Below are 15,889 nucleotides of genomic sequence, written 5' to 3'. Positions count from 1 at the left end.
TTTGAGTCTGGTTCGTATCAATAATGGCTCTTTAGCCTATGGTTACACGCCGCTACTGCAGAATGCGGATTTTACAATTGAACGCGGTGAGCGAGTGTGTATTGTTGGGCGCAATGGTGCTGGCAAGTCGAGCTTATTGAAGATTTTAGACCGTGAGGTGCTGCTGGATGAGGGTGAATTTAACATTGATGGCAATGTGACTGTTAGCCGTTTACAGCAAGATCCGCCTAAAGCCGAACAAGGGACAGTGTATGCCTATATTGCCGCAGGCCTTAAGGAAGTGGGTGAGGCGCTTGAACGTTATCACCAGCTGTCACACGATGTAGCCCATGCCTCCCCTGAAATGATGGATCGCATGCTCAATGAAATGCAGAGCCTGCAGGAAACCTTAGACCATTACAATGGTTGGCAATTAGATTCGCGCATCCAACAAAATTGCGAGCTGTTAGGCTTAGATCCCGATAAATCCTTAAGCGAACTATCCGGTGGTTGGCAACGTAAGGTGGCATTGGCACGCGCACTGGTGAGTGAGCCTGATCTATTGCTGCTCGATGAACCGACCAACCACTTAGACATTGATACCATTGAGTGGTTAGAAAAATTTCTACTCGATTATCAAGGTGCCATTGTTTTTATCAGCCATGACAGGGGCTTTATTGCCCGTATGGCAACACGAATAGTGGATTTAGACCGCGGAGTTGTTACCTCGTGGCCGGGCAATTATCAAGCTTACCTTGATGGTAAGCAGGAGTGGCTACGGGTCGAAGCGGATAAAAATGCATTATTTGATAAACGCCTAGCCGATGAAGAAGTGTGGATCCGCCAAGGCGTGAAGGCCAGACGTACTCGAAATGAAGGCCGAGTGCGTGCACTCAAGGCTTTGCGTCAAGAACGCAGCGAGCGTTTAAATCGTCAGGGTAACGCCAAAATGGCGGTGGCTGAAACCGAGCGTTCTGGTAAGTTAGTATTTGATGTTAAAGACTTAAATTACAATTTGCCCGATAAAAATCTGGTTAAGAACTTTAATACTACAGTGATCCGGGGTGACCGTATCGCCCTAATTGGTCCAAACGGTTGTGGTAAATCAACACTGATTAAGTTGTTGATTGAAAAGCTACAACCCCAGTCTGGCGAAGTGAAAGTCGGCACTAAGTTAGAAATTGCCTATTTTGACCAATACCGTGAAGCCTTAGATCCTGAGCAGACCGTTGAAGATAACGTCGGCGAAGGTAAAAAAACCATTACGATCAATGGCCAAGATCGCCATATATTAAGCTACTTGCAGGATTTTTTATTCTCGCCTATGCGAGCGAGAACGCCGGTAAAAGCCCTTTCCGGTGGCGAGAAGAACCGTTTATTGCTGGCTAAATTATTGATCCGCCCTGCAAACCTTATCATTCTCGACGAACCGACAAACGATCTTGATATCGAGACCCTAGAATTGCTAGAGTCGCTGCTAACCGAATATCAGGGCACATTGTTATTGGTCAGCCATGATAGGGCGTTTATCGATAACACTGTCACAAGTAGCTGGTGGTATGCCGGTAACGGCCACTGGAGTGAATATGTGGGGGGCTATCAGGATGCGGTCGATCAGGGAGCAAAGTTTTATTCTGAGGAACCTAGTTCATTAAAGACGGTCGAAGCTCCAGCGACACCCACTAAAGCGGTGGAAGTCAAGGCGGCCGAACCTGTTAAAGCAGTGAAAAAACTGTCTTACAAGTTACAACGTGAATTAGAATCGTTGCCCAATGTGATGGAACAGTTAGAGGAAGATATCCTTGCACTGCAAACCACTATCGGCAATCCCGATTTTTACAGTCAGGCGCAAGATAAAGTCAATCAGGTATTAAGCCAGTTGGCGGATAAAGAAAAGCAATTGGAAGTTTGCTTCGAGCGATGGGAAGAGCTTGAGTCACTGAAGTAAACCAATAATAAAAATGGGAATAGAATTAATGAAGTTAAAGTTGGATAACGCCCTGTCCTTGGTTGCCTTAGGTGTCCTTGGCGTATTGAATAGTGCCCATGCCGCACCTGTCTATGAAATTGTTAATATTGACAATTATGACCTGAAAGGCACGCTCGAAGGGACGCGTAACGGTTATGCTTTAGGCGTCAATGCAAATGATGAATTAGTCGGCATTTCAAAGGGTAAGAAAAAGCTCAGCACCGCCGATGTTGAAGATGGTGTGATTGATGTTGAAGATGGTATCGCACCTGAAGAAAGCATTACATATTCTATTACAGAGCCAATTATTGCCAATAACTTTACCTTTGTAGCTAAGGAAAACGATGATACATCTAATCCTTGGTTACCGACTTTTGATAGCATTAATGGCACTACAGTTCCAAGTGACACTAGCGTGATTAATTCCGTCGATACTTTTTACTATGGTATCAATGATGCGGGGGTCAAAGTCGGAAGTATGACTTCCCCCGAAAAGAAAACCGAAAATACTGCAACCACAGATGTCACGGATGATTATTGGTATTACCGTGACTTTGAATTCCGCGGCGTGGTGAAAACGGCTGACGCTGAAATTCCATTACCACCACCTTACACTCAATATGTCAAAGACGATAAAACCGTTGAATTAGGCGGTTGGTCTGCAGCATCGGCGGTGAATAACAATAATCTTGTTGTGGGTTATGCGAGTACCGATATCAGCAAATATGGTGGCGATCGTGTTACTTATTGCCTAAGTTCGGATAATACCTTGCCGTTAGATGTGTGTGTGCAACGCGAGCAATATCCAAATAAAAGCGGCACACGTAATATCCAATATCAGACCCGCGCCTATGTATGGCAAATTGATAACGGTGTCGCCACTGGCACGACGTTACCTTTAGGGCTCACGCCTGCAAGCGGTAGTACGTTAACTTTCACCGCCCAAGCCCTAGGTGTGAATGATAATGGTGTTGTCGTTGGACGCTCGCACGTATACCGCAATAACAATACCGATAAACTGCGCCAGGACGCTGCCTATTGGTCTAAAGATACCGACGGTAACTATCAATACCACTGGATTAAAATGGGCGATTCTATCTCGAATTCGATTGCCTATGATATTAACGATGATGGCATTGTGGTAGGTAGTTATCGCAGTTATATCCAAGGATATTTACGCGATAAATTCTTTTATTTTGATATAAATACCCCTGATGTTGGCTATGTCACTCCGAATGATTTTGCGACAAAACTAACGGATCTTTCGAGTAAGCCTAAGGATATCAATAATAAAGGCCAAGTCGTTGGTTATATTGAAACGACCTATGATAAAGAAAAGCCTCGCCCTAAGGCTGGTTTTCTCTATGAAAAATCCACGGGTGAATTTAGCGACTTAAATACCTTACTCACCTGCGAATCGAAAGGTTATGAGAAAGGTAGCGATGGTAATTGGGTTCGTCATGAGGTCGAAGTACAAGATGGTTCTGGTGAACTACTGACGTATAAAAGTGATATCTTGGTCGTAGAGGCATCAAGTATTAATGAAGATGGCACTATTGTCGGGACCGCTTTTATTCGTAAGCCCTCATACCAGTTTGATGATAAGGGAAATTTGATTATTGGTGAAAATGGCAAACCCCTATTTGAATTGAGCGGTAATGGCGATCCTGTGACAGCTTATATTCCACGTATGGTAGTACTTAAGCCAACCACCAATGGAGAGGCTTGTACCGTAGATGATAGTACAGAGGCGGGTAACTATGAGCGTAAGGGCGCCGCGTCTTTGGCTTGGTTGCTTGCCTTACCACTGATTTGGTTCCGTCGCCGCAAAGGCTAGTTTTTAAGATTGAATTCAGACTCAAAAATCGAGGCAAAAATGCCTCGATTTTTTTTAACTAAGATCTCAATAGTTTAATAAATAGTCGATATAATGAGCGATTTTTTTGATTGATCTTAGGGTAAAAAAGCACTATTCCTATGGGTGAAGCTTTTGCTTCTATTTTATGTAGAACAGAGGACGCTTGCATGAAAAGACAAAAACGAGATCGTTTAGATAGAGCTTTTTCCAAAGGATTCCAAGCTGGTGTAGGTGGGCGCTCTAAGGAGCTCTGTCCTTATGCAAATCTTGATTCGCGATCGCAGTGGTTGGGCGGTTGGCGTGAAGGTGTGGATGGCCGAGTTAATGGGTTATTTAACAAGTGATGAGCCTTTGCTCAACAAGTTAAATAGCCCGGAATACACAGAGTAATGCAGCACAATTGCCCTCAGATGAGGGCATTTTTGTATGAAGAGTACGAGGGAATTAGAACGTCGAAGTATCGCTAAAAACACCGACTTTAAGATCGGTAGCACTGTAGATTTGACGACCATCGACTTCAAGGATGGCATCTGCAATACCCATCACCAGTTTACGATGAATAGTACGCTTGATATTGAGCTTGTAGGTGACTTTTTTCGCCCCAGGTAATACTTGGCCAGTAAACTTGACTTCACCTACGCCAAGGGCACGACCTTTACCTTCTGCGCCTTCCCAACCTAAGTAAAAACCGACTAGTTGCCACATGGCATCTAAGCCTAAGCAGCCTGGCATCACAGGATCGCTAATAAAATGGCAGTCAAAGAACCATAATTCTGGATTAATATCGAGTTCAGCAACAATTTCGCCTTTACCAAACTCACCACCATTATCGTTAATGGTGACGATCCTATCGATCATCAGCATGTTATCGACGGGGAGGCGAGGGGAGTTTGGACCAAATAATGTCCCATGGCCACAGGCGATGAGTTCTTCTTTATTGAAACTGTTTGCTTTATTCATTGTTTTACTACTCCAGCAATAAGAGTCGCCAAGATTAGCGAACACGTGTAAGCTAAACAACTCCGATCAGCTAATTAGCGATGAAATAATCCTAATTTTGCGAGCAATCGCGCCATTAGGCCAATTTCCTCTTCACCATTACCTGCAAGTTTATCGAGTCTTTCCTGCACTAAACCATATAAAGAATCGTGAGGGAAATCATTATCTTCATCGGCAACCCCCGCGGGCATCTGCATTAATAGCTCGACCGCTTGATCCATATGTTCGACAGCATAGATATGGAATAACCCTTTGCCTACAGCTGTAATTACTTTAGGGGCTAAGTTAAGCTGTAATACGTTCGATTTGGGCATAATCACGCCCTGTTCACCTGTTAAACCTCGGCGCTCACATAAATTAAAGAATCCTTCAATCTTCTCATTGATACCACCGATAGCCTGCACATTACCAAACTGATCGAGTGCGCCTGTTATCGCTAGTGACTGAATAATAGGCTGTTCGGCAATGGCTGACATAAGGCAACAATATTCGGCGAGTGATGCACTGTCACCGTCAATTTCCTGATAGGACTGCTCAAAAACGATATTGGCATTGAGGTGCAGTGGCGCGTCACGGCCAAAGATACGATACAAACAGGCCGATAGGATCATCATCCCCTTGGCGTGAATATTGCCGCCAAGTTCAGATTTTCTTTCAATATCAGCCACTTCCCCATCACCGTAATGAACAGATGCAGTAATTCGGGCGGGTTCACCATAGCTGTAATCAATGGCATCGATAACCGTTAATCCATTGATTTGCCCTACCATAGCACCGGTTGTTGGCAGATTTATGAAATTATCATCGAAACTTTGGCCCGAGAATTCTTCGGAGCTATTGTGGCGATAATTCGCTTGGATAAGAGCATGTTCAATGCTGCTGGCATTAATACTTGGCTTACCACGATAGGCCTTAGCCTGTGCCATCAATTGAGCAAACTCGAGCATAGACAAACTTAAGCGATGTTGATGTTCCGTCAGGCGCGCACTGTAACGGAATAGGGGCGCGAGACTAGATTGCTCTAAACTCACCTCAACACTGTGGGCGATAGCCTGTAACCAAGCGGCGTACTGGGACTCTTTATAACGAGTGAGATCCATTTCACTGGCAAGTTCCGCTAATAGAGTGAAATGGCGTTGAAATTGCCAATCCTCTGAACGCACTTGGCTGTATATCATCCCAGCGCCAACGAGCACGATTTTACAGTTCAATGGAATAGGGCTTAAAGTGCTGCTGATTTGATATTCTTTTTGCGTGAGGATTTGCATGACTAAATCCCATAAACTCTCACGCTTCCATAGCGACTCGGCACAGATAAAGAGGGTATGGCATTGGGCCAAGGCTCCTGCCTGATATTGACTAGAGTTCCCCGATTGTACCATTCGTCCAAGCAGATCCACGCGACGGATATTGCCGCTCAGGTATCGATACTGAGTGCTTTTTTCTGCAATACAGCCCTGATCCCCTAGTGGTTGTTCGTTCTGCCATTGAAACTTAATACTCTTATCTATTGGCTCAATTGGCCTTGTCGCCACAAGATAAGCGGGCGCTTGTGGCGCTAAGGTTTCCATCAAGGCTTGTATTATTAAATGACGGTCAATCCCTGGGAAATCGGCAAGATAAAGTTGTTGATCTTTGATGGCATTGTTTAGCTTAAAGGCATCAAGGGCACGTTCTTGGCCTAAGAGTAAGGCGCTTAAATTGACAGCCGATTGAGATAGGGTGGGCAGGCTAAATTCAGGTGCGAGTGACGATGTCGATATCAAGAGTGAATTCATATAAGCATTTACCGTAAGAAGTTATCGTGATTTTACCATACCCGAACCACAAGTCTCTCACTGTATAGGTGTTTTTACGCGCGTTTGCCCTCTAATTGAGAAAAATTAGTTTGAATTCCGCCCGAAAAAACACCGTGCTGAACATAAGATGAGCATTCGATTCGATATTCGAAAATTGAGGTTTACAATACATAACGATACTTATATTATTTGCGGCGTTCGGAGGGGTGGCAGAGTGGTTTAATGCACCGGTCTTGAAAACCGGCGTGGGTTTATAGCCCACCCAGGGTTCAAATCCCTGCTCCTCCGCCATATTTTACGGAAAAGCCATCAGAAATGATGGCTTTTTTGTTTAAAGAATTTGAACCCCGGGTTCCTCATTCGAAACACAGCTCCTGCGCCATATTCAGTCAAAAGCCGCTAAGTAATTAGCGGCGTTTTTGCATTTGAGCCATTTGAACCCTTGGGTTCCTCATTCGAATGGCAGCTTCTCCGCCATATTTAACGGAAAAGGCTATCAGCAATGATAGCCTTTTTTGTTTATGCAATTTGTACCCTAGGTTCCTCATTCGAAGAGCAGCTCCTGCACCATACGAGTTATGCCAAACCCTTGTTATAGGCGTGATTGTGGGATTGGGCGCCGTATATTGCTTCCTTTTTAAACGCTTTTTATTGTGGAGTCATTCTGTAATCGTTCCTTTAAATATCATCTAGTTAACAATATTAATTTTATGCTTTGCGAAACGGGGTTGTTGGGCTAAATTAGCCCTATAAACTCGTAATCCGTTTGCTGTGTTGCTTTTATAGTGTGCGGCTCGGGCGGGAAAGATAAAAGGTGGGTTAAGTTGATATCGATATATTTAGTTGACGATCATGAGCTTGTGCGAACTGGGATCCGCCGTATCTTGGAAGATGAGCGTGGGCTTAAAGTGGTAGGGGAGGCCCCGGATGGCGAGACTGCGGTGCAGTGGGCTCGTCAAAATGAAGCCGATGTGATCTTGATGGACATGAATATGCCTGGGATGGGCGGACTGGAAGCCACGCGTAAAATTTTACGTTATCAACCCCATGCAAGAATTATTGTGTTAACTGTGCACACCGAAGATCCGTTCCCAAGCAAGGTGATGCAGGCCGGAGCTTCGGGTTATTTAACCAAAGGAGCAACGCCGCCTGAGGTATTGCAAGCTATACGTCAGGTTTCCCGTGGGCAGCGTTATTTATCCCCAGAAATTGCCCAACAAATGGCGCTGAGCCAGTTTAATCCCGCCGATGACAATCCATTTAAGACCTTATCAGAGCGTGAACTGCAGATCATGCTGATGATCACTAATGGTGAGAAAGTGAATGATATTTCTGAGCAGCTCAACCTAAGCCCTAAAACGGTTAACAGCTATCGTTACCGTTTATTTGCTAAGCTTGGGATCAGTGGTGATGTGGAGCTGACACGTTTAGCCATTCGCTACAAAATGTTGGATGCGGGTCATTTTTAATCCTAGGGTATGTTCGTTTTTGATGTTGATATCTTGTCTGCCTTTTGAAAGACGTGGGTGTGAATAATGTCGAGTGTGTTTAACGCCCAAAGTTTTCTACGCACGGTTTCATCTTCTGCCGGGGTTTATCGCATGTATGACGTCAAGGGTGACGTCATCTATGTGGGTAAAGCCAAGGATCTTAAAAAACGGCTTTCATCGTATTTTCGTAAAAATTTAGGCAATATTAAGACCCAAGCCTTAGTCTCACATATTCACCATATTGATGTGACACTGACCCACAGTGAAACCGATGCGCTGTTGCTTGAAAATGATTACATCAAGCAATATATGCCTAAATACAATGTGTTATTGCGTGATGATAAGTCTTATCCTTACATATTATTAAGCCAACACGAACACCCAAGGCTTGCCTATCACCGCGGTCCGCAGCGGGAAAAAGGCCATTATTTTGGCCCTTACCCCAATGGCGGCGCGGTGCGTGAAAGTCTGCATTTAATGCAGAAACTTTTTCCTATTCGCCAATGTGACGACCTTTATTACAAATCCCGCTCACGACCCTGTTTGCAGTATCAGCTTTCCCGCTGCAGCGCGCCCTGTGTGGGTAAAGTCAGCAATGCCGACTACGATGAGCAAGTGAAACTGGCTAGCCTGTTTTTAAAGGGCAAAGATCAGCAAGTGATCAGCGCCTTAGTGGTTAAGATGGAACAAGCGGCCGAGCAGCAGGAATATGAGCAGGCGGCACGCTTTCGCGATCAAATTATGGCGCTGCGTAAGGTCGCCGAGCAGCAAGAAGTATCGAACAATAAAGGCGATATGGACGTGATTGGCGTGCACTATGCGTCGGGTATCGCCTGTTTCCATTTGTTATTTATCCGCGAGGGTAAAATCTTTGGTAGTCGCAGTTATTATCCTTCTGTGCCGGCCGAAACGGATATGGATGAAGTGCTGCGATCCTTTATTCTGCAGTTTTACTTAAATGCAGATATACAGCGCACAATTCCAAAGGAAGTGGTTATCAGCCACAACTTTGAAGAATTGCACGAGCTGGAAGCGGCAGTGTCTACGGCGCTGGATAAAAAATTTGCAATCAAGACCAATGTTCGCGCCGATAGGGCGAGCTTCTTGCGCCTCGCGGTCACTAATGCCACCAATGCCGTCATCACGCGTTTATCCCATAAAAATACGGTCGAGCAGCGCTTTGTATTATTAGAAGAAATTTTAGAATTGAGCACGCCTATCCAGCGGATGGAATGTTTTGATATCAGCCATACCATGGGGGAAAGTACTGTTGCCTCCTGCGTGGTGTTCAATCGAGAAGGGCCGCATAAAGGTGAGTATCGGCGCTTTAATATCGAGGGTATCACCCCGGGTGATGATTATGCCGCGATGAAACAAGCCATTAGTCGCCGTTTCGATAAGATTGAGGCGGGCGGTAAAATCCCTGACATTTTGTTTATCGATGGTGGACTCGGGCAATTGCGTATTGCCCAGAAGGTTGTCGATGAAAAGTTTACCCATTTAGATAAAGCGCCACAGTTGGTTGGGGTTGCAAAGGGCGAAGGGCGTAAACCTGGGCTTGAAACCTTAATTTTAGGGGATACAGAAACGAGCTTCTCCCTCGAGGGCGATTCACCGGCATTGCACCTTATTCAGCATATTCGAGATGAGTCCCATCGCTTTGCCATCACAGGGCATCGCAACCGTCGCCAGAAAACCCGCAATACATCAACACTGGAATCGATTCCTGGTATTGGTCCTAAACGTCGTAAAGCTTTGTTACAGCATTTAGGAGGCTTGCAGGAAGTGAAAGGGGCGAGTGTCGCTGAATTGGCCAAAGTGCCAGGGATCAGCATAGAAATGGCACAAACCATTCATGATGCATTGCGAGGGTGATAAAATTAAGGCAAGATTGGCGCTGCTTTTGACTAACTGGTTTGATCATGCCGTTTAACTTACCCATAGCATTAACTCTTTTCAGGCTTTTTTTACTGCCCATTTTCGTGGTGCTGTTTTATTTACCCTATAGTTGGACACCTTTTGTTGCCGCATTTGTGTTTTGGCTGGCGGCGTTAACGGATGCATTAGACGGTTATGCGGCCCGTAAACTGAAGCAACTGACCCGTTTTGGCGCATTCCTCGATCCCGTGGCCGACAAGCTAATGGTGATCACCGCGCTTGTTTTATTAGTGGACCAATATGCCAATGTTTGGCTTACTCTTCCCGCCCTCTTTATGATTGGTCGCGAAATTGTCATTTCAGCCCTGCGTGAGTGGATGGCCGAATTAGGTAAGCGCGGTACGGTTGCCGTATCTTGGATCGGTAAATATAAGACTGCGGCGCAGATGGTGGCGATTATTGGCCTGATTTGGCAATACAATCCGCTGATGATCCAAGCCGCATTTGTGCTGTTATATATCGCTGCGGTATTAACCTTCTGGTCAATGATGAGTTACATTTTAGCCGCTTGGAAAGATCTAACGGCCGAATAGCACAATAAAAAATCAAAGAGATTATTTAGTGCGCAAGCAGTAAGTTATCGATAAAACAGCGGTTGACACAGCATCGCAAATCGGTAGAATGCCACCCCGTAGACGAGAGACGAAGTGAAAACAAAATCTTAACTCTGCGTGATATAACATTAGCTCAGTTAATAAGGTGAAATACGATACCTTGTTTTTCGAGTTGATGTGAAATCGAAATGCGACATTAGCTCAGTTGGTAGAGCGATACCTTGCCAAGGTATAGGTCATCGGTTCGAACCCGATATGTCGCTCCAATCTTAATAGATTGGAAAAATGGCGCGATGGCAGAATGGCTATGCTGCGGATTGCAAATCCGTCGATCTCGGTTCGACTCCGGGTCGCGCCTCCATATTAAAGTGTTAATGACACGATTCCCGTCGTTAATATAAAGAGTTTGCCCGAGTGGTGGAATCGGTAGACACAAGGGATTTAAAATCCCTCGCTGGTAACAGCGTGCCAGTTCAAGTCTGGCCTCGGGTACCATTATTATAATGGTGACAGCTCAAAGCGAGCTGAAGCGTTAAACTTCGAAGCTTAAGTATTTTAAAACTTAAGTATAAAATCGAAGCAAAGAGTTAAATATCAACAGCAAAGCTTGCGATATACAGAGTTTGCCCGAGTGGTGGAATCGGTAGACACAAGGGATTTAAAATCCCTCGCTGGTAACAGCGTGCCAGTTCAAGTCTGGCCTCGGGTACCATTATTCTTAGTGAATAGTAAATAAGCCTCGACATTCGTCGGGGCTTTTTTATATCTGCATTTTAACGCTGTCGGTGTCGGTATCAATGTCTGCCCCGGCGTTAAACGCTCGCTAAGCCACATAAAAAGCCTCGTACTTTAACGAGGCTTTATTCCAAACACTTGCGTTATCCTAATTATTAATCGCTTGTTTTAGCGCCGTTGCCGCTTTAAAACTCGGTTGATTAAAGCCAGCGATCTCCATGGTTTCACCCGTCTGCGGATTACGGCCAGATTTAGGTAAATGATAACGTAACTCAAAGGTGCCAAATTGGGGTAGAAAGACCTTTTCTCCTTCACTCAAGGCGATATGGATCTGTTGCAGGATTTGTTCGACAACCGGCTTAGTGCTGGCCTGGGACTGTTCAAGCGAAGTGGCAATATGTTGAATAAGTTGTGCTTTGTTCATTGAAACCTCTGAATTCAGCGAAAGAGCAGGAAGGGGAGTTATAACAAGCTTAAGATCAGATTGAAAGCCAAGGTTTACCAAAGGAACTTAACTGCTGCTTTATTGATTATTGGTGGTGGTCTATTGCGCAATGAGCTTATTTATTGGCTTTTGTTAGGAGACTAGCTTGTTGGCTGGCGTTGAGCCATGGATACGCAAATACGCAATGAACCATCATCCGTGGAGAAGCGCCCTTGCGAGCGCTATGGGTTATTTTTATGAGAACAAGGTTTCTTCCAATGTGCGCCCCTTCATCAGCATCTTGTATTGCCAATGGTGATGGTTAAAGAGGGAAAGTAGTTTCATTTCAAGCTGATAGTTATCGATAGCAGATTGTTCCGTCGTCTTATCTTCACTCGGTGCGAGTTGGATAACAAAGCTATTGCTTTGCTTGGCACTCACATTGATGACGCCGCTCAGCTTAGCCACTTCCTGCAGTAATTTTTCACTGTCGCAGTGCTGCATGGTCAAGGTGAGATAGTCACTGTCGGTGTTGGCGCGCATGGAGACGGATTGGCTTAGTTCACCCTTATCTAAGTACAGCACTTGATCGCAGAGTTTTTCCAGCTCGTCTAAATTATGGGAGCTGATCATGAACGTCGTTGTGGGTGAAAGGGTTTTCACCAGTTCACGTACTTTTTTGGCATTGGCGGGGTCGAGTCCTGCGGTAGGTTCATCCAGCAGAACGAGTGTCGGTGAGCCAATCAAGGCTTGGGCTATGGCGACGCGTTTGCTCATGCCGTGACTTAAACTCGGTGGCTTTTGCTGGGCGACATCGACCAGATCCACTAAGCTCAGAACCCGTAAGGCTTCTTCTGAGGCTAATTTGGCATTCATTCCCTGCAGACGGGCAAATAGAGCCAGTTGGCTGGCAATGGTTAAGTTAGGATCTAGGGTAGCATCCTGTGGTAGTGCCGCGACTTTGCCTAAGAGTTTAGGGCTGTTTGGGGCTTCTCCTAGCAAACGAATAGTGCCTTCACTCGGCGATAAATAGCCACATAACAGGCTAAATAGAGTGGTTTTACCCGCACCATTGGGGCCCACAAGGGCAATGGGCGCCCCCGGGTTTAAGCTAAAGCTGACATTCTTTAATGCCTTTTTGCTGCCGTAGGACTTAGATAAACCTTGGCACTGGATAAGACTCATACTGAGCTCCTTTGCATGTAAATTCGGCCAAGTAATAGGGCTGCCGCAGTTTGTAATAATGGGATGTAGGCAAAGGCTAAACTATTGAGACCATTGGTATTGATCATGTTGGAAAGCTGTGCGCCAGGCAGTAACCATTGAAGTTCAGCTAACAGGCTCGATTGATGACTCAGGAGTAATATCGCGAGTGACACTAATGTCCATAGGATAGTTGCCAATACCATCGCCTGACGCGCGGTGCGGGCATATAAAGATAATAGGGTCATCACTGCAGTAAAGGGCAAAATTACGATGATCAAATTCAAACCTACTAGGGCACCAGAGCTTATTGCCTGTAAAAACAACTGACTGTCTCTGCTTAGTGCGAGGGCGATGGTGGCTATTATTGTCAGTAAAATTAGCAGGCCTTGGATTAATATTTGCCCGAGAAAGCGGCCAAATAATAAGCTGTCACGGCTGGTGCGAATGGTGTAGAAACGCAGCGTGCCACGGGTTTTGTCCGATGAAAACTGATCGGCGGCAATCAAGATGCTAAACATCGGGAATAGATATAGCGCAAAACACCAAAATACCGCCATTTCTGCCACTGGCCATTCAAATAAGACATTAAGGGTATTTTCGCCAAAGAGGCCATCGACTAAGTCTTTGATATTCGGTTGCATCAACATCGCCGATGCTCCTTGAATGGGGTAGAGCAACAAAATCCCCCATACTAGCGCAAAGGCTATTAGCGCGATAATGCCACGGGTATTAAAGAAAAATTTTCGCAGTTCAAAGACAGCGATAATAAATAGGTTATTGAATGTACTGGATGGATTATGTGTCATTCGCTGTCTCTATTTTTGAAAGTTCGAACTGTATACAAGCAGCATAAAAGCCCTACTTGCATAAAAGCATTAGCTGAGTGATGCGAGCAGCTCATCAAGCTTCTCGGTCAGGGCCGCAACTTGCTGTTCTAATTGTGTCACTCTGGCGACCAGTTCTGTATCTGTCGTTTGTTCAAGGGCCGCTCCTGCCACTGGTGCATCTGAGCCCTGAGTCTGGGAGGATGCCTCTGAAAATAACTCAATATAGCGACACTCCCTGCGCCCAGGCTCCCTTGGCAGCTGTTTTAAAATCGGTTTTTCACGGCTCATGAGTTGCTTGATGCAATCTTCAACGTCTGTGACATCCTTAAATTCATGGAGTCTATTACTGCGGGTGCGCAGTTCTCCGGGCGTTTGCGGGCCGCGAAGCAGGAGTAAACAGACGATAGCGACGGCGGCAGGGGATAATTGCAACTCACTGAATTCGGTGTTGCAGAATCTGTGCTTATACTTGACCACACGGCTACCAAAGCCCGATTGCTCGCTGATCAAACGTTTTTTATTCAGGGAATCAAGGGCATCTTGGACTTGGGTTTCGCTTAAGTCCAACACGGGCTCGCGGCTGGTTTTTTGATTACAGGCTAAGGTCAAGGCGTTTAGCGAGAGTGGATATTGCTCGGGAGTGGTGATTTCTTTTTCCAGCAGGCATCCGATGACTCTGGCTTCGTGTAACGTGAGTTCCATATAAGCTCCAAAGAAAAAAGCATGGCTTTGTTTATAACAGAGCCATGCTTAATATCCTAGACGTTGTCAGTTAAACTCAGCCTTAGTGGCGGTAAACTGTACAATTTTAACGCTAAGTGCTGAATAGAGTTGATTATTCTGCGGTTGTAGTTAAACGCAATCCATCATTATCTATACTCAGTTGACCATTTTTAAAGAGGCCACCTATGGCTTTTTTAAAGGCTTTTTTACTCATACCTAGCTGATCGTAGATGATTTCAGCGTCGGTTTTATCGGTTAAGGCTAAGAAGCCGCCAGAGAGTTTGAGTTTACTTAAGATAATGTGGGCGTGTTTATCTAACTCTTGCTTACTACCCTGTTGCAGCACTAGATCGATTTTGCCATCACGGCGCACTTGTTTAATAAAGCCTTTGACTCGCTGGCCAAAACGCAACTTTTGGAAGACTTCATTCTGGTAAATCACGCCCCAGTGAGCATGATTGATAATGGCTTTGTAGCCTAAATCTGTGGTGCCGCCGATATACAAATCCACTTGCTCGCCCACTTGATAGTGAGGTTCAGTCTTGTCGAGGAATTTATCGATTTTAGATGAAGCGACAATTCGCTCATCGGCACGGTTGGCATGTACATAGACCAGATATGAACGGCCTTCTTCGATAGGTTTATGTTGCTCACCGAAGGGCAGTAATAAATCTTTATCTAAGCCCCAATCTAAAAAGGCGCCATAGGGCCCGGTGGATACGGCTTTTAAATAGGCAAACTCACCCACCTGTGCCAATGGGCGGCGGGTGGTGGCTATCACTATATCTTCAGAATCTAGGTACAGAAACACCTCAAGCCAATCACCGACTTGGCAGTCCTTTGGGGTGACTTTATTTGGCAGCAATACTTGCCCTAATTCGTGCGCGTTGAGATACACGCCAAAACTGACTTGTTTTACAACCTCAAGTTTGCAGGTTTTACCTATCTGTACCATGGATTTCTCTGTGCATATGGATGTGATTCAGCGGCGATTATAACCGCTTTAGTATTGAAACAGCAGCTTTATTGCCTCTGGGATTGATCATAGTGAGCCTGCAAGGGGCTTAAAATGGCACTGTGCTGCTGACTCATATTATACCAATCGTATTAAATATCTGTTCATTCAGCGGGAGTTCAACGCGCTTTAGACAAGGCGAAGGCTTGAAGGCATAGTGGTGCTCTGGCGAAAGCCTTGAACGCAGTATAAAGCGCGTTGAAACCCGCCCTTCGGGAGTCACACAGGCATCCCACTCCCGTGTTGCATTGACTTAAAAGGGAATAACCATTTCTGCGTCAATGCGCCTTGGATTGAGATGCCTGTGAGGCTCTGAACTGATTAGATATTTAATGTGATTGGTATGAAAGCCGCGCCGAGAGAAAGAAATCTA

13 protein-coding genes and 5 tRNA genes are annotated in these 15,889 nt (G+C 45.3%); 11 read left to right on the top strand and 7 right to left on the bottom strand.

The genetic code is table 11. The features are described 5' to 3' along the window. The first annotated feature begins 1 nt into the window (after position 1). The 3 genes from JFT56_RS11885 to rmf all read left to right on the top strand — a co-directional run bounded on the left by JFT56_RS11885 (position 2) and on the right by rmf (position 4,150). Complete coding sequence (locus JFT56_RS11885) at positions 2–1,927, top strand: ABC transporter ATP-binding protein (protein ID WP_198780305.1); 1,926 nt, start codon at positions 2–4, stop codon at positions 1,925–1,927. Positions 1,928–1,955: 28 nt separating this feature from the next. Continuing rightward, positions 1,956–3,785, top strand: coding sequence for a DUF3466 family protein (locus tag JFT56_RS11880; RefSeq protein WP_198780304.1), 1,830 nt, complete (start codon positions 1,956–1,958; stop codon positions 3,783–3,785). Between the two features lie 188 nt (positions 3,786–3,973). Next, positions 3,974–4,150, top strand: a complete 177-nt coding sequence (gene rmf, locus JFT56_RS11875) for a ribosome modulation factor (protein ID WP_006082074.1) — start codon at positions 3,974–3,976, stop codon at positions 4,148–4,150. A 100-nt stretch (positions 4,151–4,250) separates the two neighbouring features. Here rmf and fabA read toward each other — a convergent pair whose 3' ends face one another. Together fabA and JFT56_RS11865 are read right to left on the bottom strand one after the other, a co-directional pair. Beyond that, positions 4,251–4,766 carry a bifunctional 3-hydroxydecanoyl-ACP dehydratase/trans-2-decenoyl-ACP isomerase gene (gene fabA / locus JFT56_RS11870; protein WP_198780303.1) on the bottom strand — a complete coding sequence of 172 codons (516 nt, stop codon included), beginning with the start codon at positions 4,764–4,766 and terminating at the stop codon, positions 4,251–4,253. Between the two features lie 74 nt (positions 4,767–4,840). After that, on the bottom strand, positions 4,841–6,583 hold the full coding sequence (locus tag JFT56_RS11865; RefSeq protein WP_198780302.1) for an AAA family ATPase: 1,743 nt from the start codon (positions 6,581–6,583) through the stop codon (positions 4,841–4,843). Positions 6,584–6,804: 221 nt separating this feature from the next. Between JFT56_RS11865 and JFT56_RS11860 the strand changes: the two genes are divergently transcribed. From JFT56_RS11860 to JFT56_RS11825, 8 genes are all read left to right on the top strand, one after another. Continuing rightward, positions 6,805–6,895, top strand: a tRNA-Ser gene (locus tag JFT56_RS11860). A gap of 533 nt (positions 6,896–7,428) precedes the next feature. After that, on the top strand, positions 7,429–8,073 hold the full coding sequence (uvrY, locus tag JFT56_RS11855; protein WP_198780301.1) for a UvrY/SirA/GacA family response regulator transcription factor: 645 nt from the start codon (positions 7,429–7,431) through the stop codon (positions 8,071–8,073). 66 nt (positions 8,074–8,139) lie between these two features. Next, entirely contained in the window at positions 8,140–9,969 is a 1,830-nt protein-coding gene (gene uvrC, locus JFT56_RS11850; RefSeq protein WP_198780300.1) for an excinuclease ABC subunit UvrC, read from the top strand. 47 nt (positions 9,970–10,016) lie between these two features. Continuing rightward, complete coding sequence (gene pgsA, locus JFT56_RS11845; protein WP_198780299.1) at positions 10,017–10,565, top strand: CDP-diacylglycerol--glycerol-3-phosphate 3-phosphatidyltransferase; 549 nt, start codon at positions 10,017–10,019, stop codon at positions 10,563–10,565. 211 nt (positions 10,566–10,776) lie between these two features. Further along, positions 10,777–10,852: transfer RNA gene (locus JFT56_RS11840), tRNA-Gly, on the top strand. Positions 10,853–10,873: 21 nt separating this feature from the next. Further along, a tRNA-Cys gene (locus tag JFT56_RS11835) sits at positions 10,874–10,947 on the top strand. A gap of 47 nt (positions 10,948–10,994) precedes the next feature. Then, positions 10,995–11,081 (top strand) — tRNA-Leu (locus tag JFT56_RS11830). 130 nt (positions 11,082–11,211) lie between these two features. Further along, positions 11,212–11,298, top strand: a tRNA-Leu gene (locus JFT56_RS11825). A 171-nt stretch (positions 11,299–11,469) separates the two neighbouring features. On the opposite strand, the gene JFT56_RS11820 is transcribed toward JFT56_RS11825, so the two are convergent. The 5 genes from JFT56_RS11820 to JFT56_RS11800 all read right to left on the bottom strand — a co-directional run bounded on the left by JFT56_RS11820 (position 11,470) and on the right by JFT56_RS11800 (position 15,456). After that, positions 11,470–11,745 carry an HU family DNA-binding protein gene (locus tag JFT56_RS11820; RefSeq protein ID WP_198780298.1) on the bottom strand — a complete coding sequence of 92 codons (276 nt, stop codon included), beginning with the start codon at positions 11,743–11,745 and terminating at the stop codon, positions 11,470–11,472. A gap of 255 nt (positions 11,746–12,000) precedes the next feature. Next, entirely contained in the window at positions 12,001–12,930 is a 930-nt protein-coding gene (locus JFT56_RS11815) for an ABC transporter ATP-binding protein (protein ID WP_198780297.1), read from the bottom strand. Then, on the bottom strand, positions 12,927–13,757 hold the full coding sequence (locus JFT56_RS11810; protein WP_198780296.1) for an ABC transporter permease subunit: 831 nt from the start codon (positions 13,755–13,757) through the stop codon (positions 12,927–12,929). Before JFT56_RS11810 ends, JFT56_RS11815 begins: the two co-directional genes overlap by 4 nt. Before the next feature lie 69 nt (positions 13,758–13,826). Then, complete coding sequence (locus JFT56_RS11805) at positions 13,827–14,480, bottom strand: YceH family protein (protein ID WP_198780295.1); 654 nt, start codon at positions 14,478–14,480, stop codon at positions 13,827–13,829. A gap of 133 nt (positions 14,481–14,613) precedes the next feature. Further along, positions 14,614–15,456 carry a S1 RNA-binding domain-containing protein gene (locus JFT56_RS11800; protein WP_198780294.1) on the bottom strand — a complete coding sequence of 281 codons (843 nt, stop codon included), beginning with the start codon at positions 15,454–15,456 and terminating at the stop codon, positions 14,614–14,616. Positions 15,457–15,889: the final 433 nt, after the last annotated feature.

The sequence above is a fragment of the Shewanella putrefaciens genome, assembly GCF_016406305.1.
In the GTDB taxonomy this organism is placed as follows: Bacteria; Pseudomonadota; Gammaproteobacteria; order Enterobacterales; family Shewanellaceae; genus Shewanella; species Shewanella putrefaciens_C.
Note: the sequence above shows the minus strand (reverse complement) of the source record. Positions and strands in the feature narration are given on the sequence as shown.

Bases quoted from the DNA above. Each gene is read 5' to 3' on its own strand.
- JFT56_RS11880 (WP_198780304.1), top strand. From the start codon at position 1,956: ATGAAGTTAAAGTTGGATAACGCCCTGTCCTTGGTTGCCTTAGGTGTC.
- rmf (WP_006082074.1), top strand. From the start codon at position 3,974: ATGAAAAGACAAAAACGAGATCGTTTAGATAGAGCTTTTTCCAAAGGA.
- fabA (WP_198780303.1), bottom strand. From the start codon at position 4,766: ATGAATAAAGCAAACAGTTTCAATAAAGAAGAACTCATCGCCTGTGGC.
- JFT56_RS11865 (WP_198780302.1), bottom strand. From the start codon at position 6,583: ATGAATTCACTCTTGATATCGACATCGTCACTCGCACCTGAATTTAGC.
- uvrC (WP_198780300.1), top strand. From the start codon at position 8,140: ATGTCGAGTGTGTTTAACGCCCAAAGTTTTCTACGCACGGTTTCATCT.
- pgsA (WP_198780299.1), top strand. From the start codon at position 10,017: ATGCCGTTTAACTTACCCATAGCATTAACTCTTTTCAGGCTTTTTTTA.
- JFT56_RS11820 (WP_198780298.1), bottom strand. From the start codon at position 11,745: ATGAACAAAGCACAACTTATTCAACATATTGCCACTTCGCTTGAACAG.
- JFT56_RS11815 (WP_198780297.1), bottom strand. From the start codon at position 12,930: ATGAGTCTTATCCAGTGCCAAGGTTTATCTAAGTCCTACGGCAGCAAA.
- JFT56_RS11810 (WP_198780296.1), bottom strand. From the start codon at position 13,757: ATGACACATAATCCATCCAGTACATTCAATAACCTATTTATTATCGCT.
- JFT56_RS11805 (WP_198780295.1), bottom strand. From the start codon at position 14,480: ATGGAACTCACGTTACACGAAGCCAGAGTCATCGGATGCCTGCTGGAA.
- JFT56_RS11800 (WP_198780294.1), bottom strand. From the start codon at position 15,456: ATGGTACAGATAGGTAAAACCTGCAAACTTGAGGTTGTAAAACAAGTC.